This is a genomic window from bacterium (assembly GCA_026708015.1).
Lineage (GTDB): Bacteria > Actinomycetota > Acidimicrobiia > Acidimicrobiales > Bin134 > Poriferisocius.
Map to the genome: position 1 here is coordinate 134,390 of JAPOVT010000018.1, position 25,506 is coordinate 159,895.

Sequence of the window (25,506 nt, forward strand, 5' to 3'; positions counted from 1 at the left end):
CTAAAGATGGAATTCGGATATTTCGCCCAATGCTTCGTGCCCGACTTCGGCTACGAGGGCAATCCCGACTGGGAGGCCCAGCGCATCCGCGACAACTTGGAGATCTCCCAGCTGTGCGACCGGCACGGGTTCAAGTACATCTGGTCGTCTGAGCACCACTTCTTGCGGGAGTACTCCCACATGTCCTGCCCTGAGGTGTTTCTGTCGGCAGTGGCGTCCACCACCGAAAACGTGCATCTGGGCTCGGCCATCTTCAACATCACCGCCCCGGTGAACCATCCCGCACGGTCGGCGGAGCGGGCCGCCATGATCGATGTGCTGTCCAACGGCCGCTTCGAGCTGGGCACCGGCCGGGGCTCCTCATCCACCGAGGTCATGGGATTCGGCATGCCGGGCACCCCCCGCGACCCGGAGACCGGTCTGGCCGACACCGAGGTAACCCGCGGCCTGTGGGACGAGGCCATCCGCCAGATCCCCCACATGTGGCGCGAGGGCCCCTACAGCTACGAAGGCGACAGCTTCTCGATGCCGGCCCGGGAGATCTTCCCCAAACCGGTTACCAAGCCCCATCCCCCGCTGTGGGTGGCGTGCGGCAGCCCGGGCACCTTTGAGAAGGCCGGCAAGCTGGGCATCGGGGTGCTGTGCTTCACCATCGGCACCCCCGACGAGATCGCCCCGCTGATCGAGATCTACAAGAACGAGGTGGCCAGCTGCAAGAACCCGGTGGGCGACTTCGTCCATGACAACGTCATGTGCGTGGGATTCGGCATCTGCCTGGACGACCGGGAGATGGCCATCGACCTGGCCACCCGCAGCCACATGTACTACTACCAGTGCCTCGTGTACCGCTGGCTGGACACCTTCCCCAAGCCCGACGGCATTCCCGAATGGCCCGCGGTCATCCCCGAGCCGAGCCACGACGATGTGAAGATGGCCATCGAGGGCGGGTCGCTGTGCGTGGGGAACGCCGAAGACTGCATCCACGTCTCCCGCCAGTACGAGCGGGTGGGCGCCGACCAGTACGTGATCAGCCCGCTCACCTCGACATTGCCCATGGACGTGGTGCGCGAGACCATCGTGAACTTCGGCAAGCACGTCATCCCGGTGATCGACACCGACCCTGTGCACCGTTCCACCCGCCAGCGCGAGGCTGCCCTGGCGTCGCAATAGTGCGTCTGATCAATTGTCGAAAGTCATTGAAAACTCCATCCAAAATTCTTTGATGGGCCTAGTCAGGCCGCGATTCAGCCGCTAGCGTCTTACCCATCCCTTGAGTCCAACGTTGGGAGCAATCACATGCAAAAGTCCGTTTACCGCTTGCTGGCCCTACTCGGGTTGGTGCTGGCCTTCTCGCTGATTGCCGCGTCGTGCGGCAACGACGATGACGACGGCGCCGCCCCTGCCCCAGAGCCGGCGGCCACCGAAGCAGCCACACAGGCGCCAGAGGCAACACCCGAGGAAACAGTTGAGGTTGTTCCCTCTCAAGACGGTGGAACCTTGCAGGCTGTGCTGGATCGCGGCCATGTGCTGTGCGGCTCCCGCGACGACGTCCCCGGTTTCGCGCTGTTGAATGCGGACGGCGAGTACGAGGGCTTCGACATCGACATGTGCCGGGTGGTGGCAGCCGCCATCTTCGGCGATGCCGATGCCGTTGAGATCGTGCCCGTTACCAGTGCCGAGCGCTTTACTGCGCTGGCATCAGGCCAGTTCGAGGTGATGAACCGAAACACCACCTGGACCGCCACCCGCGACGGTACGGAAGGCGCCGAATTCCTGTTCACGACTTACTACGACGGCCAGGGCCTCATGGTGCCGGCTTCCACTGGGTTCACCACCCTGGAAGACTTGGAAGACGCCAACATCTGTGTGAGCACCGGTACCACCACCGAACTGAACCTCACCGCGGTATTCGCTGCCCGGGGTATCCGGTTCAACCCGGTCACCTTCGAGGGCTTCGACACCCTGGTACCGGCCTACGAAGAGGGCCAGTGCGAGGCGATGACTGCTGACAGCAGCGTTCTCGGCGTCTACAAGTTTGAGATTGAGGGGAAGGGCGGACCTGACCAGCACATCTTGACCGAGATCATCTCGAAGGAGCCCCTCGGCACCGTGGTGCGCGACGGCGACTCCCAGTGGGCACAGGTCGTGAACTGGGCCACCATGGCCACCGTGCAGGCCTGGGAGTTCGGACTCGACTCCAGCAACATCGGCAGCTACGACGGCAACGATCCCAACATCCTGAATTTCTTGGGCCGCGACGGCTTCGATCCCGGCCTCGGCCTTCCCACTGACTTCGCCGTCAATGTGGTGGAGCAGGTCGGCAACTACGAGGAGATCTTCAACCGCTATCCGCAGTTGGGAGTCCTCGCCGGCAGCGTCAACGACCTCTGGTCTAATGGCGGGCTCATGTACGTCCCGCCCTACCGCTAGGGAAAATCCCGCTCGTCTCGTGACGAGCAGATACTGAAACGATGAGCGGCCCACCGGTCACAGACCGGTGGGCCGCTCTCGTCTAAAGTTCAAGGTCACACTGCTATGAGCAGCACGGCTGATTTCGCCAGCACACAAGCTGATCTCACCGCAGTACCCTCCGCGCCCCGTAACCGCAGGGTGCTGGCGCTGGTGGCCGACCTGCTGATTCTGGCATTGGTTGGAGTCATCTCCGTGTGGCAGTTCGGGCTACGGCTGCTCAACGACTACAGCGATATTCCCGAGCTGGCCCTCGCCTGGTTATTCGCCGCTGCGGTACCCGCGGCGGTTGTTGCCATTGTGGCTATCGATGCGGTGCGCATCGGACAAACGCCTGGCATGGCCGCTGTCGGCATCCGGGCCGTTCACGACGGCACGACAAAGCGGATTCTCCCCACAAGTGATCCGAGAGTCCCCGAACCCGGCATACCGGCGCTGTGGCGCGATGTGCGAGTCCTCCGGTTGGCTGCACAGCTGCTGGCCGTGGTGGTTGTTGTAGCCCTCATCCGATGGATGTTCCACAACCTCATCGTGAGCATGGATGAAATAGGCCTGCCCAAGGGCTTCGAATTCCTCGACTCCCCCTACGGGGTTGCCCTGCGAGACGCCCACGGCTTTGACGTGCGCGATCCCGTATGGAAAGCGCTGCTCATCGGATTACAGAACACCATCGTTGCCTCGGTGGTCGGGATATTCATCGCAACAATTGTGGGACTCTTCGTAGGCATTGCCCGACTCTCCTCCAACTGGTTAGTAGCCAAGGGGGCCAGCTTGTACGTGGAGAGCCTGCGAAATATCCCACCGCTGGTGGTCATTGTTTTTTTCGGCTTTGCCCTGTTCACCTTCGGCCCGTTTCCCCGCTTCAATCCGTCGAGCCCTCCGTGGCAAGGCACTTTCTTCGGCTCCGACGCCAACTGGATCCTTGTCAGCCGAGACCGGTGGGCCATCCCGTCGCTGGCCTCTGAGAACAATGTTGGCGTCTTCTGGCTGCTCGTCTTAGCCGCGGCCATCATCGCTGTAGCCGTGTGGCAATGGCGGACTCGTCGCAACGATGCCACCGGCGAGCCCCATCACCGCGTCCTGTGGTCGTTGGGGGTCTTCGCAGTGATCGTGGTCGCATGCTTTGCGGCCCTGGGCGGCCCCTACTCGTGGTCGTGGCCCGCCGTGTCGGAGAACGGGAGGCGCGTGGTCGGGGGATTCAGCACCAACTCGGGCTACATGGCGCTGACTCTGGGCCTCGGCCTATACACGGCCAGCTTCGTAGCCGAGATAATCCGCGGCTCCATCCTGGCCGTACCCAAGGGCCAGACCGAGGCGGCTTCGTCGGTGGCGCTGAAATCCAGCCAGCGATACCGCCATGTGGTGCTTCCGCAGGCGCAACGAATCGCCATTCCCCCGTATATCAGCGAGTGCGCCAACCTCATCAAGAACACGACTTTGGGACTCGCGGTGGCCTACCCCGACCTTTTCCTCGTGGTCGTCACCGCCTGGGGCATCAACTTCCCCGCTCCCCAGCTCATCCTCATAGTCGTAATTGTTTACGTGACCATAAACGTCATCGTGTCGGCGCTGTTGAACGCGTACAACCGATCCATCCAACTCAAAGAGCGATGAACCGATGACTGTCACTATGCCGCCCTCTGAGACCAACCCCGAAGACAGCCAATCGGCCCTGCCCCCGGATATGCGGGTATCCCCCAAAGCCTGGCTGCGCAAGAACCTGTTCAACAGTTGGTACAACACCCTGATAACCGTGATAGCCGTCGTGGTGGGAGCGATCCTCCTCTACTACGGCGGGCGATTCATTTTCGTCACCGGGCAGTGGGAGGCGGTGCGCAAGAACCTCACGCTCCTCATGTTGGGCGTGTACCCCCGTAACGAGCATTGGCGGCTCGTAGCCCAGATGTACATCGTGGCATCAGCCCTGGGGTTGGCTTGGGGGACGGTTACCGCCAGAAGCCAAGACCGGGCCGATGACACTGGCGTTGAGGCACAGCGCCCCACACCCCTCGATTTGCTTCGCCGCTATTGGCCAATCCTGCTGCTGCTTGTGGTCATTCTGGTGTTCACCCGCACCATCTGGCCGACGCTCTTCACCCTCTCCACCATTGCGGTGGGGCTCGGTGTGCGGTCAGTGGCCATACGCCTCCCCCGCTCCTCCCGGCGCATCTGCTGGTTCGCGTCGGCCTTCATGGCCATCGTGTCCTTCCAGGTGGTCTCGGGCGCACGAGGAAGTGCATGGTGGTGGATGAGTGGGTTGTTCGCACTTGCCGCCTTCCAATTCACAGGCGCCAGAGACCTCACCAGGTACCTGGGAACGACGATGGTCTGGCCAGTATCCGGCCGTGAACGACTTGTCACCGCCAGAGATCTCGTGTGGCTCAAGCGAGTGGCCCAGACCTTGGCCGTGGTTGCCGCGGTCGTCGCGGTACGAGTCATCTACTGGCTCATCGGCGACACCTCTAGCGTGAGCTGGGACGAATGGTCAGGCCTGTACCTAACTCTCGTGGCGTCCGGGGCGGCCATCATCCTGTCATTCCCGCTGGCCTTACTGCTGGCCGTGGGACGGCGCTCCTCACTTCCCGCCATTCGCTGGCTGTGCGTGGCCTATATCGAGTTCTTTCGCGGCGTGCCGCTCATCGCCCTTCTGTTTGTGGCCAAGATCTTCATCGACTTCTTCCTCAACATCGACACTCCCCTTTCCCTGATAACCCGGACCATCATCGTCTTTACCATCTTCAGTTCGGCCTATGTGGCCGAAGTGGTCCGCGGCGGATTGCAAGCCGTGCCCAGGGGCCAGATCGAAGCCGGGCAAGCCGTGGGCCTCCAACCACCCGCTGTGATGCGCCTCATCGTGCTGCCCCAAGCCCTGCGGGCCGTCATTCCTGCGATGGTGGGCCAGTTCATCAGCTTGTTCAAGGACACCACGTTGTTCGCCTTCATCAGTGTGGTGGAGTTCTATAGGGCCCGCGAGCTGATCCACTCCCAACAGGAATACTCGACCGTCGCCATTGCAGAAACCCTGGTCTTCGCAGCCTTTGTCTACTGGGCAATCAGCTACACCATGTCAAAAGAAAGCCAGCGCCTCGAGCGCCACCTCGGAGTCGGAGAACGATGACAGACACAACAACAACCTCCAGAGTCAACAGCGACGCCACCCAAATCGGCGGCCGGGACCTCATCATCGAGATGGCGGACGTGGACAAGTTCTTTGGGTTTTTCCAGGCCCTTACGAACATCAACATGAGAGTGGGCACGGGTGAAGTGGTGGTGGTGATCGGGCCATCGGGATCGGGAAAGTCCACCCTTATCCGCTGCATCAATCGGTTGGAGCACCACGATCGGGGCCGCATTGTGGTTGACGGGATCGAGCTAACCGATGACGTGCGCAACATCGCTCTCATTCGCCGGGAAACCGGCATGGTGTTTCAGCAGTTCAACCTGTTCCCCCACCTCACCGTGATCGACAACATCACCCTGGGGCCCCGACAAGTGCTCAAGATGCCGAAGAAGCAAGCTGAAGACCGGGCCATGGAGCTGTTAGAGCGTGTCAAGATCCCCGAGCAAGCCCGCAAATTCCCTGGTCAGCTCTCCGGTGGACAGCAGCAACGGGTGGCCATCGCCCGTTCGCTAGCCATGCAACCCAAGATCATGCTGTTCGACGAGCCCACGTCGGCCCTCGACCCCGAGATGATCTCCGAGGTACTCGACGTGATCCTAGAGTTGTCCAGAACCGGCATGACCTTGATCGTGGTCACCCACGAGATGGGCTTTGCCCGAGAAGCCGCCGACCGGGTCATCTTCATGGCCGACGGCGAAATCGTCGAAGTCGGAGAGCCCGAGCACTTCTTCACCAACCCCCGAGAAGAACGCACCCAACTCTTCCTGTCCCAGATCCTCTAGCGCCTGCACTCCCAGTACGGGGCCCACTGCAGGGTCAGAAACGGAACAATTCGGTCTCCGGGTACCATGGGCGGCATGAATGCCGTCTCCCCGTTGACTGAGAACATCGCTCCTCCTGGCCTGAAGGGCTTGATCGTGGCCGACACGGAGGTGGGCTCAGTTCGCGGGGATGAGGGGTGGTACCACTATCGAGGCCATAGTGCCGCGGCGCTGGCCAGAAACCACTCCTTTGAGGCGGTGGCCCACCTGCTTTTGAACGGCACCCTTCCCGACCGGACAGTCGAGGAGGGATTTCGGGTTGAATTAGCTGCTGCCCGTCGTCTGATGCCGGACGCGGCAGAAATGGTCTCTGCCCTGGCCAAGACCGATCTTCCGCCAATGTCGGTTTTGCGAAGTGTGCTGGGGGTAGTGGTCGATCCCCGCCCCACATTAGACCTAGATCCGACCGGGCGGCGAAATGCGGTAATGCGAGCCATCGGTATCACCCCTACCGTCCTGGCCGCGGTAAACCGCATCCGCTCAGGAACTGAGCCGCTGGAACCCGACGAGTCGCTCTCCCACAGCGCCGACTACCTGCGCATGACCCTGGGCGAGACGCCGCTCCCTGAGCATGCCCGGGCAGTGGAGACCTATCTGTGCCTGACCGCCGACCACGGCTTCAATGCCTCCACGTTCACCGCCCGGGTCATCACCAGCACCGGTACCGACGTAGCCGGGGCCATGTGTGGAGCGCTGGCCGCCTTGGCTGGGCCATTGCACGGTGGAGCGCCGGGCCGGGTGCTGGACATGCTGCATTCCATCGGCCATCCCGACAACGCGGTGCCCTGGATCGCCGCCGAACTCGACGCCGGCCGCAAGATCATGGGGTTTGGCCACGCCGTGTACCGAGCGGCCGACCCCCGCTCCGAGACGCTGAAAGCCGTCGCAATTGAGCTGGGCGGCGAGTTGGTGGAACGGGCCCTCGACATCGAGAGCCGCATCCTGGCCTACCTGGCCGAATGGAAGCCCGATGCAGTGATCGTCACCAATGTGGAGTTCTACGCCGGCGTGGTGCTCCACTTGTCCGGCTTGCCTCAAGATGCCTTCACCCCCACCTTCACCACCAGCCGGGTCGTCGGCTGGGGCGCCCATCTGCTTGAGCAAGCCGCCAACAACAAGATCATGCGCCCCAGCGCCCGCTACACCGGGCCCTTACACAACGGCGACTAGCCGTCGAACGCCGCCAAGATTCGGTCCGCCGCGGCCGCAGGGGCGGTCTGACCAGCTGCTACTTGCTGCTCGAGCTGAACAGCCAGATCCCCAACGGTTGGCGAGGCCTGTAGGCGATCGCGGAGGCGATCCTCCACCATCGCCCACATCCACCGCACTTGCTGGCCAGCACGCTGGCCGGCGAGTTCCCCGGAGTCGGCCAGCACCTGGAAGTAGGCCTGGATCTGGTCCCACACCTGGTCGAGGCCGGTGCCCTCGATAGCGCTGACCGCCAGCACCGGGGGAACCCAATTGGGATTGTCCGGAGCGGTCATGGCCAGCGCAGCCCGGTAGTCCCGCACCGCCCGCTGAGCGGCAATTTGGTTGCCGCCGTCGGCCTTGTTCACCACCAAGGCGTCAGCCAATTCCAACACGCCCTTCTTGATGCCCTGGAGCTCGTCGCCGGCACCGGGCAGCATCATCACCAGAAAGAAGTCCACCATGTCGGCAACCGCAATCTCCGACTGGCCCACCCCCACCGTCTCCACCAGAACCACGTCAAATCCGGCCGCCTCCACCACGGTCATGGTCTCGCGGGTGGTGCGGGTCACCCCGCCCAGCGAACCGGAGGACGGCGACGGACGGATGTAGGCAGCATCGTCAATTGCCAGGTTGGGCATCCGGGTCTTGTCGCCCAGGATGCTGCCCCCCGACACCGACGAAGACGGGTCCACCGCCAGCACCGCCACCCGGTGATCTTGGGAGGTGAGGTAGGTGCCCAATGCGTCGATGAAGGTGGACTTCCCCACCCCGGGCACACCGGTTATACCCACCCGGCGAGCGCCACCGGTGTGGGGTAGCAGTCTCTGGAGAAGTTCAGTAGCCGACTCCCGATCATCGGGCTTGGTGCTCTCCACCAGGGTGACGGCTCGGCCCAGCCAAGTCCGGTCGGCCGCCAGCACCCCCTCGACACAGGCGTCGAGATCGAATTCCATCACCGACATCCTGTCGGTGAACGGCGAGACCGGTCAGCGCTCATTGGCGTCGAGGTCGATCACCGGCGGTCGTCCAAGGCGGCCAGCAGTTCCAGGGCGGCGTCGGCGATCACGGTACCGGGGCCGAAGATGGCCTCGGCCCCCGCGGCCCGCAGTTCGTCGTGGTCGCTGAGCGGAATCACCCCGCCGACCACGATCATGATGTCGGCCCGCCCCAGCTGCTTCAGCTCAGCCCGCAGCTCGGGCACCAAGGTCATGTGCCCCGCAGCCAGCGACGACGCCCCCACGATGTGAACGTCGGCCTCCACCGCCTGGCGGGCCACCTCGGCCGGGGTTTGGAACAGCGGCCCGACGTCCACGTCGAATCCGAGGTCGGCAAATGCGGTGGCGATCACCTTCTGGCCCCGGTCGTGGCCGTCTTGGCCCATCTTGGCCACCAAAATGCGAGGCCGGCGTCCGGCTCGGGACGCGAAGCCTGCTACTGCCTCCCGCACTTCGCCAGTGCCGCTGCCGTTGCCTTCGCTCTGTCCCATCTCTGACTGGTACACCCCGGAGATCGTTCGGATCCGGGGCGCATGGCGACCATACACCTTCTCCAACGCATCGCTGATCTCTCCCACCGTGGCCCGGGCTCGGGCCGCATCTACGGCCAGAGCTAGCAGATTGGAGTCCGCGCTGCCGACCGGTTGGTCGGCGCCCGCCGTCAGCGCGTCCAAGGCACGACCGCAGACCTCGTTGTTCCGCTCGGTGCGCAGCCGCTCTAAGCGGACGATCTGCGATGCCCGTACCTCGGCGTTGTCCACCTTGAGCACCTCGATGGACTCTTCGCCTTCGACCTGATAGCGGTTCACGCCAACCACCGTTTGAGCGCCGGAGTCGATTCGGGCCTGAGTACGGGCCGCCGCCTCTTCAATGCGCATCTTGGGAATCCCCGCCTCGATGGCCTCAGCCATGCCGCCGGCCGTCTCCACCTCGCTGATGTGCTCCCACGCCCGCTGAGCCAGGTCGTGGGTAAGGCGTTCCACGTAGTACGAGCCGCCCCAGGGGTCGGCCACCCGGCAGGTGCCCGACTCATGCTGCAACAAAAGCTGGGTGTTGCGAGCGATCCGGGCTGAGAAATCGGTGGGCAGAGCCAGGGCCTCGTCTAATGCATTGGTGTGCAGCGACTGGGTATGGCCCTGGGTGGCGGCCATGGCCTCGATAGTGGTGCGGACCACGTTGTTGAATACGTCTTGGGCGGTGAGGCTCCACCCCGAGGTCTGGCTGTGGGTGCGAAGCGACAGCGACCGGGGATTTTTCGGATTGAATGGCCGCATCAGCTTGGCCCACAGCAGTCGGGCGGCCCGGAGCTTGGCCACCTCCATGAAGAAGTTCATACCGATGCACCAGAAGAAGCTGAGCCGGGGGGCGAAGGCGTCGATTTCCAGCCCCGAGTCCAACCCGGCCCGCACGTACTCCACCCCGTCGGCCAGGGTGTAGGCCAGTTCCAGGTCGAGGGTGGCCCCGGCCTCTTGCATGTGGTAGCCGGAGATGGAGATGGAATTGAACTTCGGCATGTTGGCCGAGGTGAAGGCGAAGATGTCGGAGATGATCCGCATGGACGGCGCCGGCGGATAGATGAAGGTGTTGCGGACCATGAACTCCTTCAAGATGTCGTTCTGAATGGTCCCGGCCAGCTTCTCGGGCTCCACTCCCTGCTCCTCGCCGGCCACGATGTACATGGCCAGGATCGGCAGCACTGCGCCGTTCATGGTCATCGACACGGTCATCTGGTCCAGCGGGATGCCGTCGAACAGGATCTGCATGTCGAGAATGGAGTCGATGGCCACCCCGGCCATCCCCACATCACCGCTCACCCGCTGGTTGTCGGAGTCGTAGCCCCGATGGGTGGCCAGGTCGAAGGCCACCGACAGGCCCTTCTGGCCGGCAGCCAGGTTGCGCCGATAAAAGGCGTTGGAATCCTCCGCAGTGGAGAACCCGGCGTATTGGCGAATGGTCCACGGCTGGGTGGCGTACATGGTGGCGTAGGGGCCACGCAGGTAGGGCTCCAGTCCGGGGTAGGTGTCGCAGAAGTCCAGCGGCGCCCGGTCCTCGGCGGTGTAGAGCCGGCGCACACCGAACCCCTCGGGAGTAGCCCAGGTCAGACGGTCAGAGCTATCTCCGGTCTGCTCGGACACCAGGTCGGCCCAGCTGGTGCCGTTGGCACTCGACACCGACATTGGACCGAATTCCACTCCGGTGAAGTCGGGAACAGTCACAGGCCCAGCCTTGCGTGAAGGGATTGCAAAACGGCCAGGGCATCGCATCCAAGGTGGATGTATGCGTCTGCCCCCCACCGGTCATCGGGTCGTCCGGCCAGCACCACATACCCGCACCCGGCTGCTTTGAGAGCTGCCACCGTGCTGGCGGCGCACTCTTGGTACACATCGTCGGAGGAGCAGATCACAGCAATGAGCGAGCCCGACGACGACCAGGCTGCTGCGGCTTCTGCCGGAGCGTCAAAGCCGTCATTGCCCAAGGCACGGATTCCCCCGGCGGCCAGCAGATTGACGGCAAACGCTGCCCGAGCCGTGTGTACCGCCATGGGGCCGAGGTTGGCCAAGAATGCGGTTGGACGCGACGGAGCGGCATCGGCGGCATCCCGCATTGCCTCAAACGGCTCGGCTAGTCGGCGCAGTTCGGGCTCTGGCGCCCCCGACAGCCGATCCACCGCCTCCTCGTCGATATCGGGGAACTCGCTCACTCCCGTGAGGGGGAGGCGGCGGGTGGCCACGTCCTGGCTTCGAGCTCTATGGGTCGCTTCGATGCGCTCGACCAGGCTTGCCCCCGCCTCCAGTTCTTGGAATAGGCCCCAGGCGGTTGCCGCCAGCGCGTCAGTGAGCGATTCCACGTAGTAGGAGCCGCCAGAGGGGTCGATCACCTGATCGACGTGGGATTCCTCTCGCAGCAGGAGTTGCGTGTTGCGAGCGATACGCAGCCCTAGTTGGTCCGGGACACCGATGGCAGCATCGAACGGACTGACCGTGATTGCATCAGCGCCGCCCACAGCAGCAGCGAAACAGGCCACTGTCGTGCGGATCATGTTCACGTACGGGTCACGACGGCTCATCATGGCGCCAGAGGTAACCGCGTGCTGACGTTGGGCAGCAGGCTCAATGTCGCATGCCTCGGTCACCCGGACCCACAGCTGGCGGGCGGCGCGCAGCTTGGCCATGGTCAAGAACTGGTCCACTCCGGCGGCGTAGCGGAATTCCAGCTTGTCGGCCGCCGGTGCCAGGTCTAGCCCCGCCTGCTCACAGGCCCGCAGGTAGGCAACTCCGTCGGCCAGCGACCCGGCCAGCTCCTGGGCTTCGGTGGCACCCTGATCAGCCAGCCGCGCCCCGTTGACAACCGCGACCAACACGTTGGGATAGTTCAGATTCAAGGTGTTGGCCACCGCCTCAGCCGCCGCAGGATCTCGGGGGTTCATCCCAAAGCCGCCGAGAGCCTTGTCCCTGGCCACTCCCCTGCTGTCCCAGAGATCGACCAAGTGCCATATCGCGGCCTCGCTCCCCGGCGCCAGCATGATGGGCACCGTGGCGGGAACACCATCAAGTAGCTCTTCGAGCTCTTCCAGCCTGATTTCGCCGTCGATGTGGAGCTCTATGGCATCAGCTCCCCCGCGCAAGTCGTCTAGCACAGCCCGGTTGCCGGTAGCACAGCTGTGGGCCTGGCGAACCTGCCACGCCCCTCCCGCAACCCTGCTGCCCCGGGTGAATGGCGCGGCACCGGGAAGGCTGAAGTCTCCGGGGTGGTCGTCGCTGGTGTAAAGCGGTTGAATCTGGATGCCGTCGTAGGTGGTGCCCACCAGCCTTTTGTCGAACGGCGCTCCCCGCAGCACTTGCTCCACCAGCTCCATCCACTGGTCCCGCCCGGCCGGGTCAAAATCGACGGCCAGGCTCATTACGGCGTCGCTCACAACTCTGAATGGTACGTCCTGGCCCTCGGTCTTCCCGCCTTGGAAAAGAAGGCAGGCTGTCGCTTTTCGCAGCGCAACTTGTGGCCGATTCCCGACGAGGAGGAAAATCAAGGCGTTCGCTCCCCCACTCAGAGGTGCAAAATGGCAGACCTGCCGTTCAAGGTGTTCGACGCCGACAACCACTACTACGAGGCCACCGACGCCTTCATTCGCTACATCGACCCGACCATGAAAAAACGCTGTATGCAGTGGGCCAACATCGACGGCAAGCAGCGCTTGCTGGTGGCGGGCAAGATCAACCGGTTCATCCCCAACCCCACGTTCGACCCGGTGTCCAAGCCGGGGGCGCTCCAAGACTTCTTCCGGGGCCGCAACAAAGACGGTGTGGACGTGAAGACCATGTTCGGTGAACTCGACCCCATCTCCGAGCGGCCCGAGTACCGAGATCGGGACAAGCGCCTCGAACTCATGGACGCCCAGAACATCGAAGCCGCCCTGTTCTTCCCCACTCTGGGTGTGGGCATGGAGCAATCCCTGCGCCACGACCCTCCGGCGGTGGTGGCGGCCTTTACCGCATTCAACCGCTGGCTGGCCGAAGACTGGGGCTTCGCTTATCAGGAGCGTATATTCGCCGCTCCGGTGGTCTCGATGATCAACGTGGACTGGGCCGTTTCCGAAGTGGAGTGGGCCTTGGACAACGACGCCCGCATGGTGGTGATGGTGCCCGGGCCGGTGCCCACCGCCGACGGCGGTAGCCAATCGCCGGGAATGCCCGACTACGACCCGGTGTGGGCCCGCCTCGCTGAGGCCGGCATCACCGTGGGGATGCACGGCGGCGACGGCGGCCTGCACGAATACAACGAGATGTGGGAGCCGACCGAGGACTTCCAGTCGTTCCGGACCTCCACGTTCAAGCAGGTCACCGGACACGACCGCCAGATCTTCGACACCATGGCGGCCATGGTGTGCCATGGGCTGTACGACCGCCACCCCAACCTGCGGATCGCCTGCATCGAGAACGGGGGAATGTTCGCCCCCCGGCTGGTGGAGGAGCTCAAGATCGCCTACGGCAAGATGCCCAACGAGTTCCAGACCGACCCGGTTGACCAGTTCTTGTCCCATGTCTGGGTTTCGCCTTACTACGAGGATGACATCGATCTGATCAAAGAGACGATGGGCGCCGACCACATGCTGTTCGGCTCCGACTACCCCCACGCCGAGGGGCTGGAGGTGCCTACCGACTTCATCTACGACATCCCCAACTTCACCGATGCCGAGGCCAAGGCCATGATGCGGGACAACGCCTGGGACGTGATCACCCCCCGCTCCGCGCTGGCCGCCTGAGGATTGGCCGCCTGAGCAGCGTCCGCCTAGACACCGCCCACCTGACCCGCCGACCGAAAGGGACCATCACCATGGCCATGCCCTCCGACATTCCGATCATCGACACCATGATCGGGTTCCCCAAGCCCGACTTCTCCACTTACGACTTCATCCGGTCCCAGACCAAGGACGCCCAGTCGTCCGAGGAGTTCGACTTCCCAGTGGAGTACATGTTCAAAGGGGTGCCCAAGGAGCTGTACGGCACCGACGACGACCCGGTACAGGTAACGCTCAAGGAGATGGACCGGTTCAACATCGAGCTGGCCCTGGTCTCCTGCGAGGACGATTCCGGCCAGCGGGCGCTGAAGGACTACCCCGAGCGGTTTATCCCCTCCATGAGTGTCGACCCCAACGACGTGATGGGTGAGGTACGCCGCATCGACCAACTCCACCAGGAGTGGGGCGTCAAGGCGGTGGGCGCGTTCCCCGCGGGGTGCTTCCCCCAGGTGCCGATTGACGACGCCAAGTTCTACCCGATCTACGCGAAATGCGTGGAGCTGGATCTGCCCATGTTCGTGTGCGCCGGTGTTCCCGGCCCTCGGTTCCCGTTCTCGCCCCAGCACGTGGAGCGCATTGACCGGGTCATGTACGACTTCCCCGAGCTCACTTTCGTCACCCGCCATGGCTGCGAGCCGTGGGAGGACCTAGCGGTGAAGCTCATGCTGAAATGGCCCGGCCTGCACTACTCCACCTCGGCGTTCGCCCCCAAGCACTACCCCGAGGCCATCATTCGCTACGCCAACACCCGGGGGGCCGAAAAGGTCATCTACGCCGGCTATTTCCCCATGGGGCTGTCGCTGGAGCGGATCATGACCGACATGAAGGATGTGCCCTTCCGGGACAAGGTATGGCCCAGCTTTCTGCGCGAGAACGCCCGCCGGGTGTTGAAGCTGGACTGAGTATTCGACTGAGTAGAACTGAGTAGAGGAGACAAGCGATGAGCGATCAACGAGTGGAACAAGACTGGGAGACCCCGTCGTTGGAGGAGATCCCGGTTATCACCAAGATGCATGTGGAGGCTATGGAGTCCAGCGACGACCCCGCCGTCTGGGGCGTCGCGGGCATGCACCATGTGCTCATCAGGACTATCGGGCGGCGCTCGGGCAAAGAGCACAAAGTGGCCCTGCCCTACTGGAGAGATCCTGATGGCCATCGCATTGTGGTGGCGTCGTATGCCGGGGCCAAAGCCCACCCGTCCTGGTATTTCAACCTGGCCGACAAAGAGGCCAACCCCGAACTGCTGGTCACCGATGAAGGGCGGAATTTCTGGGCGGTGGCCGACATCTGCGACGGCGACGACTACCAGGCCACCTGGGAAGGCCTGGTGGCCGACCGGGCCTGGTACGCCGACTACCAGGCTAAGGCCCCCCACCGCCGCATTCCTCTGGTGCGGCTGGTGGAGCAGCGCCCCGCATAGGATCGGCGGCCATGGCGAATCAACCAGTCCGCACCCTGCCGCCTGCCGGGGCCATCCAAGACGAGCGCGAGATCGAAGCCGTGCTCGAGGTGCTGCGCTCAGGCGACCTCAACATCGGCGAGAACGTGGCCCGCTTCGAGGACGAGGTGTCCACGGTGCTGGGCAAGGAACTGGGGGTGATGGTCAACTCCGGCTCCTCGGCACTGCTGTTGGGGATAGGACTGCTCGACCTGGAGCCCGGTGATGAGATCATCACCTCGGTGCTCACCTTCTCCACCGACGTGTCCTCGATCATCCAGTTGGGCCTGGTGCCGGTTTTCGTCGACGTGGAGCCTGACACCTTCCAGATCGACGTGAACCGAATCACCGAGATGATCGGCCCCCGCACCAAGGCCATCATGACCCCCAACCTGATGGGCAACTGCCCCGACTGGGACGTCATCAGGGCCATTGCCGACGAGCACGGGCTGAAGGTGATCGAAGATTCCTGTGACGTGCTGGACACCCGGCTGCGGGGCTCCCGGATCGGCGCCCGCAGCGACATCAGCCTCACCAGCTTCGCCATCTCCCACTCGCTCACCTGCGCGGGCAATGGGGGCATGGTGGCAATGGACGATCCCGAGCTGCACGACAAGTGCCTGACCCGTCGCCGCTGGGGAAGGCGGTCAGAGTCGTACCTCTACGGCTCCCGCAAAGGGCAGGACACCCGTTGGGGCCCGTTGGACGACGGCACCATGTACGACCAGATCTTCATCTTCGACGACCTGGGCTACAACTTCGAGCCCTCCGAGCTGGGGGCGGCCTACGGGTTGGTGCAATTCAGCAAGCTCCAAGAGTTCAACGCCCGCCGTCAGCACGCCTTCAATCGCTACAACGATCTGCTGGTCAATCACACCGACAAAGTGATCCTGCCCCGCACCACGCCCGAACTGGAGACCACCTGGATGCGCTACGGGTTCATCCTGCGGCCCGAGTCAGGGCACGACCGCACCGATGTGCAGAACTTCCTCGAAGACCGCAATGTGCAGTCCCGAATGGTCTGGACCGGGAATATCCTCCGCCAGCCCGGCTTCTCGGGCATTGAGCACCGGGCCCCGGCCGACGGCTTCCCCAACGCCGATCTGGTGATGAGCCATGCGTTGTGCATCCCCACCCACCACGGGCTGGGATCAGACGACGTCGGCTACGTGGTCGACACGCTCTCGGAGCTGTTTGGCGGCTAGTTGCGCCGCCCACTTGGGCGACGAGCTCAGCTGCCCATCAGCTTGCCCATGTCGAAGTAGTCCGACCAACGGGCGATTCGACCGTCGCGAATCTCGAACACGCCGCACACCGGCAAATCCACCTGGCCGTCGGCGGTGTTGATGTAATCGGTTCGCTCGTTGAGCACCACATTGCCGTTGGCCGCTTGTTGGTGGGTCTCAAATACGATGCCTCCGGAGGTGGCGAAGAACCCCTCCAAAAACGCCCGTATGGCCTCGGCCCCCTCCAAGGGATCCATCGGGACGTTGTGATAGACGGCGTCATCGGTGAAGTAGGCCATCAGCTCATCGGCATCGCCGTTGGCCCACGCGGCGCAAAACGCACTCACCAGTTCGCTGGGATCGGTCGGCAGATCAGACATCGCTCTCTCCTATCGTCGAATCGTCTTGTCGGGATGCCCAGCATGGCCCGCAACCTGCCCGCTCTGCCAAATGACCAAGAGCCTCTAGCGCACGGCTCAGGGATGTGCTATCTTAGAAAACAGTCCAGTTAGCCTGTTTTCGGCAATTGAATTTAGGGGGATCCCATGCGGACAGAAAACACCAAGTCAACCCGAAGCTGGAGGATTATCGCCTTGCTCTTGGCGGTCCTGGCACTCGTTGCCGTCAGCTGCGGCAACGACGACGACTCCCGAGGCTCTCAGTCAACGATCACGATTGCCGTCAACGGATGGAACGGAGCTGCGGCGAACTCCGCAGTAGCCGCCCAGCTACTAGAGAGCGAACTCGGATATGACGTTGTCCGGGTGGACATCGACGAGAACGCCCAGTGGCCAGCCATCAACACCGGCGACATCGATGTATCGCTTGAAATCTGGCCATCTGGGCACGCCCAGGACGTCGTCGACTTCATCGACAATCCAGATGCGAACATCGACAACGCTGGCCTGCTCGGACCTGTCGGCAAGATCGGCTGGTTCATCCCCACCTACATGGTGGACCAGTACCCAGAACTGGCCACTTGGGAGGGGTTCTCCAATCCTGAGCTGGCCGGGATGTTCGCCACCGCAGAGACCGGTGACCTGGGACAATTCCTAGGCGGCGACCCGAGTTTCGTGCAGTTCGACGAGGCGATCATCAACAATTTGGGCCTGCCCCTTCAGGTGGTCTACGCCGGCTCCGAAGCTGCAATCCTGGCCGCGGTCGATTCGGCATACAGCCGTCAAGAGCCGGTCCTTGTTTACCTGTGGACGCCGCACTCGGCATTCAACAACTACGACCTCACTAATGTGCTCCTTCCCGAGTACACCGACGCCTGTGGCAAGGCAGCGGCCAGTGCGCCCGAAGATGTTGACTGCGACTACCCAGCAGACGTGCTGTTCAAGATCATCAATAGCGACTTGGCTGAGAACGCCCCTGACGCCGATGCCTTCTTGCGTGCGATGAACTACACCAGCGCCGACCAGATCTCGATGCTGGCCGCAATTGAAAACGACGGAATGTCAGTGGACGACGCCGCAGCCCAGTGGATCGAGGCCAACGAGAGCGTCTGGAGCGCTTGGCTCCCCTCCTAGGCTCCAGCTGAGAACCGGTGTCGGCGGCTTGCGGGAGTCGCCGACACCGGTTCTCTCTTTCTCTCTTTAGGAGCAGTCGTTGTACGACTTCATCATCGTCGGAGGGGGCTCTGCTGGCTGCGCGTTGGCCAACCGTCTGAGCGCGGATGCCAGCACCCGAGTTCTGGTGCTGGAAGCAGGGCGCCGGGATTACAAGTGGGATGTGTTCATTCATATGCCCGCGGCCCTGGCGTTTCCCATCGGCAGTCGCTTCTACGACTGGAAATACGAGAGCGAGCCTGAGCCCCACATGGGAAGCCGAAGGGTCTACCACGCCCGGGGGAAGGTGCTGGGCGGCTCCAGTTCCATCAACGGCATGATCTTCCAGCGGGGAAATCCCGCCGATTACGACAAATGGGCCACCGAGCCCGGCATGGAGAACTGGGACTACCGCCATTGTCTGCCCTACTTCAAGCGCATGGAAACCTGCCTGGCCGGAGCGGACCAATGGCGTGGCGAGGAGGGACCGCTGGTGTTGGAGCGGGGACCGGCCGACAGCCCCCTGTTCACCGCCTTCTTCAAGGCGGTGCAAGAGGCCGGTTACGAGTTGAGCGACGACGTCAACGGGTATCGCCAGGAGGGATTTGCGGCGTTCGACCGCAACGTCCACAAAGGCCGACGGCTCTCAGCATCTCGGGCCTACCTGCATCCGGTGATGAACCGCAAGAACCTCAAGGTGGAGACCGGCAGCCTCATCAGCCGGGTGCTGTTCGATCAGAACCGGGCAGTGGGCGTGGAGTACCGGCGAAGGGGACGCACCCATACCGCCCAGGGGGCGCACATTCTGCTGTGTGCAGGGGCCTTCGGCTCGGCCCAGCTCTTGCAACTCTCCGGAGTGGGTCCAGCCGACCTGCTGGATTCGCTGGACATCCCGGTGGTGGCTGATCTGCCCGGCGTGGGCGAGAACCTTCAGGACCACTTGGAGGTATACATCCAATTCGCCTCGAGCCAACCAGTGTCCATGCAACCAGCCCTCAAGCAGTGGCGCCGGCCCTGGATCGGCCTGCAGTGGCTGGCCCGGAGGGGTCCGGGGGCCACCAACCACTTCGAAGGGGGTGGCTTCGTGCGCTCCAACCTCAACGAGGCCTACCCGAATCTCATGTTCCACTTCTTGCCACTGGCCATCCGCTATGACGGTTCATCGCCGAGCAGCGGTCACGGTTATCAGGTTCATGTTGGACCCATGTACTCGGATGCCCGAGGCCAATTGCGGATCAAGTCGCGTGATCCCAGAGCCAAACCTGCCCTTCAGTTCAACTACCTCTCCACCGAGCAAGACCGCCGCGAGTGGGTGGAAACCATACGAGTGACCCGTACCATCATGAACCAACCGGCGTTCGCCCCTTATAATGCTGGCGAATTGTCGCCCGGGCCCGAAGTCTCCACCGATCAGCAGATCATGGACTGGGTGGCCCACGATGCCGAGACCGCGCTGCATCCGGCCGGTACGGCTCGCATGGGCACCGATGACCAATCGGTGGTGCATCCCAAGACAATGGAGGTTCACGGCACCAGCGGGCTGATGGTGGTGGATGCCTCAGTGATGCCCACCGTCACCAACGGCAACATCTACGCGCCGGTGATGATGATTGCCGAGAAGGCGGCTGACCTCATACTGGGCTGCGAGCCGCTTCCCCCCGAAGACGTCCCGGTTTATTCCGCTGAGCCGATCAGGTCCCGAGCCGCTCCATGATCGCCAATCAGGTCGGAAACCATGTCGATCACCTTCCTGCGTTCCTCCGCGGTGGGCGGTGCCAATCCGAACAGGTCGATGAGCCAGAGACCGTCGCCCACGATCCGGGCCAACAGCGCCACCACATCGTCGAGACCGTCATCATGGCGAAGCCGGTCTTGCCAGAGTTCAAAAGTCTCCCGCGTGCTCTCCAGCAGATCGTCGTCCACCGCGGCTGCGGCCAGGATCGACACCGCTGTATCGGTGGCCGCCTGAGTCGGCTCCCGCACGTAATCGAGATAGGCCAGTGCGAACGCTCCCTGGCGGACGTCAATGCCATCGGCCAACACATTGAGCTCGTTGTCAAGGACTCCCATCACCTGGTTGAGCAGCCCGATGATCAACGCGTCTTTGGAGCCGAAGTGATAGAGAAAGCCGCCCTTGCTCACCCCCGCTTGGGCCGCCACCTTGTCGAGGGTCAGCGACGACACCCCCTCCCGTTTGATCACTTCGGCGGCCGCTTGCAGAATCCGGTCACGGGTCAGCACCGCCCGCTCCTGCACCGGCAGATTCCTGGTCCGCCCCTTAGATTCCGCCATTGCGGAGTCAGGGTACTCCAAGCCGATACCCGTCTGAGCGGACGGTAAGGTCTAGGACTGGGGCGCAATGGACACAGCCAGCGAAACAGTCCAAGTCCGAGTTGAGGGCGTCTGGAAGGTCTTCGGAAGAAAGCCACGCGAAGCAAGGGAGATGGCCGAAGCGGGGGCCACCCGTGAGAAGATCCAAACTGCCACGGGAAGCGTGGTGGCCGTCCGAGACGTCAGCTTCCACGTGGGCGCCGGAGAAACGTTCGTGGTTATGGGGCTCTCCGGGTCGGGCAAGTCCACCCTCATCCGGTGCGTTTCCCATTTGGTGGCACCGACCGAGGGAACCGTTGAGCTGTGCGGCACCGAACTCACCCAAGCCGACAGCGCCAAACTGCGCGAGTTGCGCCGACAGAAGATGGCCATGGTGTTCCAGCATTTCGGCCTGTTCCCCCACCGCAAGGTGGTGGACAACGTGGCCTACGGGCTCGAGGTGCAGGGAGTGGACCGCCAGAACCGCCAAGACCGAGCCCGGGAGCTGTTGGACACAGTCGGTTTGGATGGCTGGGGCGACCACTACCCCCAGCAGCTCAGCGGCGGCATGCAACAGCGAGTGGGGTTGGCCCGTGCCCTGGCCGTCGATCCCGAAGTGCTGTTCTTCGACGAGCCGTTCTCCGCCCTCGACCCGCTCATCCGCCGGGATATGCAGGACGAGCTTATCGACCTCCAGATGAAGCTCCAGCGGACACTGGTGTTCATCACCCATGACTTCGCCGAAGCTTTGAAGCTGGCCGACCGGATCGCCATCATGAACGATGGCGCCTTCGTTCAAGTCGGCACCCCGGTGGAAATACTGACCAGCCCGGCCGATGACTACGTGCGGGCGTTCACCCAGGACGCCCCTGTGGCCAAGGTTTTGCAGGTCTGTTCGCTGATGCGGTCCCTCGACGGTGCCGCGATCGAGCCCGATTGGCGCCGTGTCTCGTCAACAACACCGCTGGAGGTCGCACTCCCCCACTTGCTCGGGTCCATCAATCCCGTGGTGGTATGCGATGAGCAGAACACCCCAGTGGGGCTGCTCCACGGGGACGATGTCGCTGGGGTGATCTCCGAGAACCAGCAATGACCGCGGTGGAGGACGCCCGTCCCACGGCAAGTGTGCTGCGAACGGCGTCAGACAGTCGCCTGGCTCGCTTTGTCTTGGCGGTGGGTACCATCGTCGTGCTGGTCTTGGTTTTCCGGCTGTTCACGAATTTCAGCGTCTTCCCGGAATCCTGGGATATCGGCCTAGCCGATCCCATCGACCGGACCCGGCGGTGGCTGATCAACAACCAAACCTCTCATTGGCTGTACACGGTTTTCTTGAACCCGATCACCGACGCCATCGACTGGGGCATTCGCCGGCTGGAATCCATCCTGGGGTGGTTCCCGTGGTACTCCTACCCGCTGATCACCGGCCTTGGACTGTGGTGGACCCGGGGGCAGGTGGCTGGAGCGCTGGGCTTGGCCAGCGTGGCCCTCATCGGAGTGGTCGATCTGTGGGAGGAGTCCTTCGCCACCCTGTCCCTGATGGGGGTGTCGGTGCTCATATCCATGGTCATCGGCATTCCGCTGGGCATCGCGGCCTGGCGCAGCGATGCGGTTGCCCGGGTGGTCCGTCCTTCCCTGGACGCCATGCAGACCATGCCGGGGTTCGTCTATCTCATCCCCTTCGTGCTGCTGTTCGGGTTTGGGCGGGTCCCGGCCATGATCTCCACGGTGATCTTCGCCCTCGCCCCAGTGGTGCGACTCACCGAAGTGGGGCTACGCACGGTGCCCCAAGTCACCGTCGAAGCCTCAGAGATGTTCGGGGCCACCGAGCGGCAGACGCTTCGGCTGGTGCGGTTGCCCCAAGCCCGCCCGGCCATTTTCGCGGGCATGAACCAGACCACGATGCTGGCCATGAGCATGGTGGTTATCGCCGCATTCATCGGCGCGGGCGGACTGGGCCAAGTGGTGCTCAGAGCCATGCAGAACATCAACGTAGGAAAAGCCTCAGAGGCTGGCATCGCCATTGTGATCATGGCCATCGTTTTGGATCGCTTCTCTACCGGCATTGCCACTGCTGACCCGGGGCGCGACGGATTCGCCATCCGACGGCTGGCTATTGGGGTTGCGTTGGTTGCAGTGGTCGGGGGTTTGCTGGGTCACAACGAATTCCCCGAGTCGCTGAATTGGCAATTCGCCCCCTATGTGAACGACGCCACCGACTGGGCGCGGGACAACCTGTACGACATCGGCGGATCGGGAATCGGCACAGGACCGTTCAGCGACTTCGTCACCCTCGAGTTCGTCACCCCGCTGCGAGAACTGCTGTCGTCCGACATCCCATGGCCGGCCATGATCGGGATCGGGGTTGTTCTCGGTATGTGGGCCCGGGGCATCCGCTTGGCCGTCGGCATCGGAGCAGCGTTGTTCGCCATCGGTTTTTTGGGCATGTGGGCGCTGTCCATGGACACCTTGGCCCAGACCATCGTGGGGGTGGCCATCACCCTGGCCATCGGCGTGCCGGTGGGGATCATGACCTCCCACAACGATCTGCTCCGAACCGCCCTCAAACCAGTCCTGGACTTCTTCCAGACCATCCCCAGCTTCGTGCTGCTGGTCCCGGTGATAACCCTCTTTCACGTAGGCCGCATTCCCGGCATCATCGCCTCGGTGATCTACGCCGTTCCCGCCGCGGTCCACTACACCGACCTGGGGTTGCGCCGGGTACCGGCCGAGATCCATGAGGCAGCTGAGAGCTTTGGCGCCACTCGCAGCCAGCGCCTGCGCCGGGTGGAGATGCCGCTGGCCGCACCGGAACTGATGGTGGCGGTGAACCAGGTGATCATGTTGATCTTGGCCATGGTGGTTATCGCCGGGCTGGTCGGCGGGGGCGGGTTGGGCCTGGAAGCGGTCCGGGGGCTGCGGCGCAGCGACGCGGTGGGCCGGGGTTTTGAAGCCGGCATCGCCATTGTGCTGCTGGCCAGCATCTTGGACCGCCTCACCCGGGCCATTGCCGACCGTCTCCGCCCTCCAGCGGCGGTTTGAACTCCCCAGCGGCGCAGTTCCTCTAGATCAGCGAGTGTCCTCAATCCACGCTGCGGTGGCAGCCGACTGCTTGGTGCCGTCGAAGGAGATGCGCTGAGTGGGCTCCACCTCGAGGATGACCCGCCGGGGAGAGTCCAGGAACCGGGTGAAGTGGCCCTGCATTTCCTGGTCGGGATGCAGGGCCGCGGCCAGGTCCGGGTAGAACCAGGCCTTGGTCTCATCGTCATCGTGGAGGCGGCATATGCCCTTGTAGGTCACCGTCTGCCTGCGGGGCACCCCGGGCGCGCCGGTGCTGGTCACCACCAGGCACACTCGGGGGTCTCGGCGCACCGCGGCGATGCGGGCCCGCTGGCCGCTGGCCGTGAGCCAAAACCGTCCCCGTCGCCAGATGAAGCTCATGATGACCCCCACCGGCCACCCCTCCTTGTTGGCCCAGATGAACGTACACTCGGTTTGAGCAGCCAGCATGGCCTCTTCAGCTTCGGCGTCCAGCCACCACTCCGTCACGTCCTCGAAGTAGGCCGACCCCTCGGTGGATGTTTGTTCGTCGCTCATGGGTGCCTCCGCCCGCTCATCCTTGGGCCATTGTTTGTACTTGGGATCGAGCAATCTTGCCCAGAGGACTGCGGGGAAATGCCTCCACGAAGCAGATTTCGCTGGGAACCTTGTACGAGGCCAGATTGGATCGGCACCGCGCGAGCAGTTCGTCTGCGGCCAATTGGGCGCCGTCAGCCGGCTGCACAAATGCCACCACGACTTCGCCGAGGCGGTCGTCGGGCCGGCCCACCACGCAGCATTCGGCCACCCTCGACCGCCACTCCTCCAGGCCAACCACCCGGGGAGTGCCAACGCGTTCATCGGCATGGGCGGTGATGTACAGCGAGGGCTCGCTGAAGTCGATCGGAGCGACGTCCTGCACTGGCCCATGCTAATAGCCCGCACTGCGGCCTCTATTCTCAGGCCATGGTCGCATCGATTGCATTCGGCACCGGCAAGGTTCCCGAGGACCTGACGACCTACGGGGCCTGGGCCCGCCAAGTGGAGAGTTCCGGCTTCTCCATGGTGGTGGCGGGCGATTCCCAGTCGCTTTGGGCCGACCCCTTCCTCACTCTTTCAGTGGCCGCCAACCACACCGACAAGGCGCTGCTGGCCACCACAGTCACCAACCCTGTCACCCGCCACCCGGCGGCGGCTGCATCGACGGCCATGGCGCTCCAACAGATCTCCGGAGGGCGATTCCGATACGGCATCGCCTCGGGCGACAGCGCGCTGCTCAACATCGGCGAGAAACCGGCATCGGTGGACTACCTCCGGGACTACACCGCGGCGGTCAAGGCGCTCAGCAACCGCGAGACGGCTCACTGGCAAGGCAAAGACCTGCACATGCGGTGGGGTCCAGCCCCCGTCCCGGTGTGGATCGCCGCCGAAGGCCCTCGCACCCAGTTCATGGCTGGCCAGATAGCCGACGGAGTGATCTTGTCCAACAGCCTGCCCGCCGATGTGTGCGAGATCGTGCTGGACAACATCGCCGAAGGGGCCCGCTCGGTGGGCCGGGATCCCAATGAGATCGAGGTGTGGTGGTTTGCCAACCTGCTGTTCGCCGAGTCGGAGGAGGCTGGCCTGGAGCAGATCAAGTTTCTGATCGCGGGCACCGCCAACCACGTCTACCGCTTCCACATGGACGGCAAAGGCCTGCCTGAAGACATCAAACCCCGGGTGGCCGCCATGATGGCCGAATATGACAGCCGCCACCACGCCTTCGCCGACGGCGCCAATGTCAACGCCGGGCTGGCCGACAAGCACGGCCTCACCGAGTTCTTGGCCAGTCGGGGCACCATCGCCGGCCCACCCGAATACTGCATTGACCGCTTGACCGAGTTGGCCGAGCGGGGCGTCAACAAGTTGGTGCTGGCCCAGTTCATGGAGGACAAAGAGGGCTGGATGCGCACCTTTGCCGATGTCGTCGCCCCCGTGTTCTGCTGACTCCAAGCCTGCCAGGCAAGGCTTTTCCAAGTCCCGAGAATTCCACTGAGCGCCTCTTGCATGGGTT

General features: G+C 63.4%; 22 protein-coding genes. 15 read left to right on the plus strand and 7 right to left on the minus strand.

All coding sequences use genetic code 11. The features are described 5' to 3' along the window. Positions 1 to 6 precede the first annotated feature (6 nt). The 6 genes from OXG30_04245 to OXG30_04270 all read left to right on the plus strand — a co-directional run bounded on the left by OXG30_04245 (position 7) and on the right by OXG30_04270 (position 7,581). Positions 7 to 1,170, plus strand: a complete 1,164-nt coding sequence (locus tag OXG30_04245) for an LLM class flavin-dependent oxidoreductase (GenBank protein MCY4134109.1) — start codon at positions 7 to 9, stop codon at positions 1,168 to 1,170. A gap of 126 nt (positions 1,171 to 1,296) precedes the next feature. Beyond that, on the plus strand, positions 1,297 to 2,430 hold the full coding sequence (locus tag OXG30_04250; protein ID MCY4134110.1) for an amino acid ABC transporter substrate-binding protein: 1,134 nt from the start codon (positions 1,297 to 1,299) through the stop codon (positions 2,428 to 2,430). Positions 2,431 to 2,535: 105 nt separating this feature from the next. Next, positions 2,536 to 4,083: an ABC transporter permease subunit gene (locus OXG30_04255; protein ID MCY4134111.1), complete on the plus strand. Its 1,548-nt coding sequence runs from the start codon at positions 2,536 to 2,538 to the stop codon at positions 4,081 to 4,083. 4 nt (positions 4,084 to 4,087) lie between these two features. Beyond that, positions 4,088 to 5,587 carry an amino acid ABC transporter permease gene (locus tag OXG30_04260; GenBank protein ID MCY4134112.1) on the plus strand — a complete coding sequence of 500 codons (1,500 nt, stop codon included), beginning with the start codon at positions 4,088 to 4,090 and terminating at the stop codon, positions 5,585 to 5,587. Between the two features lie 62 nt (positions 5,588 to 5,649). Beyond that, positions 5,650 to 6,372, plus strand: a complete 723-nt coding sequence (locus OXG30_04265; GenBank protein MCY4134113.1) for an amino acid ABC transporter ATP-binding protein — start codon at positions 5,650 to 5,652, stop codon at positions 6,370 to 6,372. A 75-nt stretch (positions 6,373 to 6,447) separates the two neighbouring features. Then, positions 6,448 to 7,581 carry a citrate synthase/methylcitrate synthase gene (locus tag OXG30_04270; protein ID MCY4134114.1) on the plus strand — a complete coding sequence of 378 codons (1,134 nt, stop codon included), beginning with the start codon at positions 6,448 to 6,450 and terminating at the stop codon, positions 7,579 to 7,581. On the opposite strand, the gene meaB is transcribed toward OXG30_04270, so the two are convergent. From meaB to OXG30_04285, 3 genes are read right to left on the minus strand one after another with little or no spacing between them, the layout of a single operon-like run. Beyond that, positions 7,578 to 8,564 (minus strand): methylmalonyl Co-A mutase-associated GTPase MeaB, encoded by a 987-nt coding sequence (meaB, locus tag OXG30_04275; GenBank protein ID MCY4134115.1) that lies wholly within the window; start codon positions 8,562 to 8,564, stop codon positions 7,578 to 7,580. The two genes, OXG30_04270 and meaB, sit on opposite strands and share 4 nt — an antisense overlap. A gap of 50 nt (positions 8,565 to 8,614) precedes the next feature. Then, positions 8,615 to 10,813, minus strand: a complete 2,199-nt coding sequence (scpA, locus tag OXG30_04280; GenBank protein MCY4134116.1) for a methylmalonyl-CoA mutase — start codon at positions 10,811 to 10,813, stop codon at positions 8,615 to 8,617. Continuing rightward, positions 10,810 to 12,513, minus strand: a complete 1,704-nt coding sequence (locus OXG30_04285) for a methylmalonyl-CoA mutase family protein (protein ID MCY4134117.1) — start codon at positions 12,511 to 12,513, stop codon at positions 10,810 to 10,812. The genes scpA and OXG30_04285 overlap by 4 nt, the downstream gene beginning before the upstream one ends. Before the next feature lie 141 nt (positions 12,514 to 12,654). On the opposite strand from OXG30_04285, the gene OXG30_04290 reads away from it, so the two are divergent. The 4 genes from OXG30_04290 (at position 12,655) to OXG30_04305 (ending at position 16,536) form a co-directional block, all read left to right on the plus strand. Continuing rightward, positions 12,655 to 13,857, plus strand: a complete 1,203-nt coding sequence (locus tag OXG30_04290; protein ID MCY4134118.1) for an amidohydrolase family protein — start codon at positions 12,655 to 12,657, stop codon at positions 13,855 to 13,857. Positions 13,858 to 13,928: 71 nt separating this feature from the next. Beyond that, positions 13,929 to 14,795 carry an amidohydrolase family protein gene (locus tag OXG30_04295; protein MCY4134119.1) on the plus strand — a complete coding sequence of 289 codons (867 nt, stop codon included), beginning with the start codon at positions 13,929 to 13,931 and terminating at the stop codon, positions 14,793 to 14,795. A gap of 38 nt (positions 14,796 to 14,833) precedes the next feature. After that, positions 14,834 to 15,313, plus strand: a complete 480-nt coding sequence (locus OXG30_04300; GenBank protein MCY4134120.1) for a nitroreductase/quinone reductase family protein — start codon at positions 14,834 to 14,836, stop codon at positions 15,311 to 15,313. 11 nt (positions 15,314 to 15,324) lie between these two features. Further along, complete coding sequence (locus tag OXG30_04305; protein ID MCY4134121.1) at positions 15,325 to 16,536, plus strand: DegT/DnrJ/EryC1/StrS family aminotransferase; 1,212 nt, start codon at positions 15,325 to 15,327, stop codon at positions 16,534 to 16,536. Between the two features lie 26 nt (positions 16,537 to 16,562). Here the strand turns inward: OXG30_04305 and OXG30_04310 are convergent, their stop codons facing one another. After that, a complete protein-coding gene (locus tag OXG30_04310) occupies positions 16,563 to 16,937 on the minus strand; it encodes an SgcJ/EcaC family oxidoreductase (GenBank protein ID MCY4134122.1) in 375 nt (124 codons plus the stop codon). A 165-nt stretch (positions 16,938 to 17,102) separates the two neighbouring features. Here OXG30_04310 and OXG30_04315 point away from each other — a divergent pair, with 165 nt between their 5' ends. After that, positions 17,103 to 18,089: an ABC transporter substrate-binding protein gene (locus OXG30_04315; GenBank protein ID MCY4134123.1), complete on the plus strand. Its 987-nt coding sequence runs from the start codon at positions 17,103 to 17,105 to the stop codon at positions 18,087 to 18,089. A gap of 79 nt (positions 18,090 to 18,168) precedes the next feature. Next, positions 18,169 to 19,821 (plus strand): choline dehydrogenase, encoded by a 1,653-nt coding sequence (gene betA / locus OXG30_04320; GenBank protein ID MCY4134124.1) that lies wholly within the window; start codon positions 18,169 to 18,171, stop codon positions 19,819 to 19,821. Here the strand turns inward: betA and OXG30_04325 are convergent. Next, positions 19,782 to 20,399, minus strand: coding sequence for a TetR/AcrR family transcriptional regulator (locus OXG30_04325; GenBank protein ID MCY4134125.1), 618 nt, complete (start codon positions 20,397 to 20,399; stop codon positions 19,782 to 19,784). The genes betA and OXG30_04325 overlap by 40 nt on opposite strands. Positions 20,400 to 20,466: 67 nt before the next feature. On the opposite strand from OXG30_04325, the gene OXG30_04330 reads away from it, so the two are divergent. Together OXG30_04330 and OXG30_04335 are read left to right on the plus strand one after the other, a co-directional pair. After that, positions 20,467 to 21,510 (plus strand): glycine betaine/L-proline ABC transporter ATP-binding protein, encoded by a 1,044-nt coding sequence (locus tag OXG30_04330; GenBank protein MCY4134126.1) that lies wholly within the window; start codon positions 20,467 to 20,469, stop codon positions 21,508 to 21,510. Continuing rightward, positions 21,507 to 23,456 carry an ABC transporter permease subunit gene (locus OXG30_04335; protein MCY4134127.1) on the plus strand — a complete coding sequence of 650 codons (1,950 nt, stop codon included), beginning with the start codon at positions 21,507 to 21,509 and terminating at the stop codon, positions 23,454 to 23,456. Before OXG30_04330 ends, OXG30_04335 begins: the two co-directional genes overlap by 4 nt. A 27-nt stretch (positions 23,457 to 23,483) precedes the next feature. Here the strand turns inward: OXG30_04335 and OXG30_04340 are convergent, their stop codons facing one another. After that, positions 23,484 to 24,011: a pyridoxamine 5'-phosphate oxidase family protein gene (locus OXG30_04340; GenBank protein MCY4134128.1), complete on the minus strand. Its 528-nt coding sequence runs from the start codon at positions 24,009 to 24,011 to the stop codon at positions 23,484 to 23,486. Between the two features lie 16 nt (positions 24,012 to 24,027). Next, entirely contained in the window at positions 24,028 to 24,375 is a 348-nt protein-coding gene (locus OXG30_04345; protein MCY4134129.1) for a hypothetical protein, read from the minus strand. 44 nt (positions 24,376 to 24,419) lie between these two features. Here OXG30_04345 and OXG30_04350 point away from each other — a divergent pair, with 44 nt between their 5' ends. After that, entirely contained in the window at positions 24,420 to 25,439 is a 1,020-nt protein-coding gene (locus OXG30_04350) for an LLM class flavin-dependent oxidoreductase (protein ID MCY4134130.1), read from the plus strand. Positions 25,440 to 25,506: the final 67 nt, after the last annotated feature.

Excerpts from the sequence above, each read along its gene's own strand:
- OXG30_04245 (MCY4134109.1), top strand. The coding sequence starts at position 7 with ATGGAATTCGGATATTTCGCCCAATGCTTCGTGCCCGACTTCGGCTAC.
- OXG30_04250 (MCY4134110.1), top strand. The coding sequence starts at position 1,297 with ATGCAAAAGTCCGTTTACCGCTTGCTGGCCCTACTCGGGTTGGTGCTG.
- OXG30_04255 (MCY4134111.1), top strand. The coding sequence starts at position 2,536 with ATGAGCAGCACGGCTGATTTCGCCAGCACACAAGCTGATCTCACCGCA.
- OXG30_04260 (MCY4134112.1), top strand. The coding sequence starts at position 4,088 with ATGACTGTCACTATGCCGCCCTCTGAGACCAACCCCGAAGACAGCCAA.
- OXG30_04270 (MCY4134114.1), top strand. The coding sequence starts at position 6,448 with ATGAATGCCGTCTCCCCGTTGACTGAGAACATCGCTCCTCCTGGCCTG.
- meaB (MCY4134115.1), bottom strand. The coding sequence starts at position 8,564 with ATGTCGGTGATGGAATTCGATCTCGACGCCTGTGTCGAGGGGGTGCTG.
- OXG30_04290 (MCY4134118.1), top strand. The coding sequence starts at position 12,655 with ATGGCAGACCTGCCGTTCAAGGTGTTCGACGCCGACAACCACTACTAC.
- OXG30_04295 (MCY4134119.1), top strand. The coding sequence starts at position 13,929 with ATGGCCATGCCCTCCGACATTCCGATCATCGACACCATGATCGGGTTC.
- OXG30_04300 (MCY4134120.1), top strand. The coding sequence starts at position 14,834 with ATGAGCGATCAACGAGTGGAACAAGACTGGGAGACCCCGTCGTTGGAG.
- OXG30_04305 (MCY4134121.1), top strand. The coding sequence starts at position 15,325 with ATGGCGAATCAACCAGTCCGCACCCTGCCGCCTGCCGGGGCCATCCAA.
- OXG30_04310 (MCY4134122.1), bottom strand. The coding sequence starts at position 16,937 with ATGTCTGATCTGCCGACCGATCCCAGCGAACTGGTGAGTGCGTTTTGC.
- OXG30_04315 (MCY4134123.1), top strand. The coding sequence starts at position 17,103 with ATGCGGACAGAAAACACCAAGTCAACCCGAAGCTGGAGGATTATCGCC.
- OXG30_04325 (MCY4134125.1), bottom strand. The coding sequence starts at position 20,399 with ATGGCGGAATCTAAGGGGCGGACCAGGAATCTGCCGGTGCAGGAGCGG.
- OXG30_04330 (MCY4134126.1), top strand. The coding sequence starts at position 20,467 with ATGGACACAGCCAGCGAAACAGTCCAAGTCCGAGTTGAGGGCGTCTGG.
- OXG30_04335 (MCY4134127.1), top strand. The coding sequence starts at position 21,507 with ATGACCGCGGTGGAGGACGCCCGTCCCACGGCAAGTGTGCTGCGAACG.
- OXG30_04340 (MCY4134128.1), bottom strand. The coding sequence starts at position 24,011 with ATGAGCGACGAACAAACATCCACCGAGGGGTCGGCCTACTTCGAGGAC.
- OXG30_04350 (MCY4134130.1), top strand. The coding sequence starts at position 24,420 with ATGGTCGCATCGATTGCATTCGGCACCGGCAAGGTTCCCGAGGACCTG.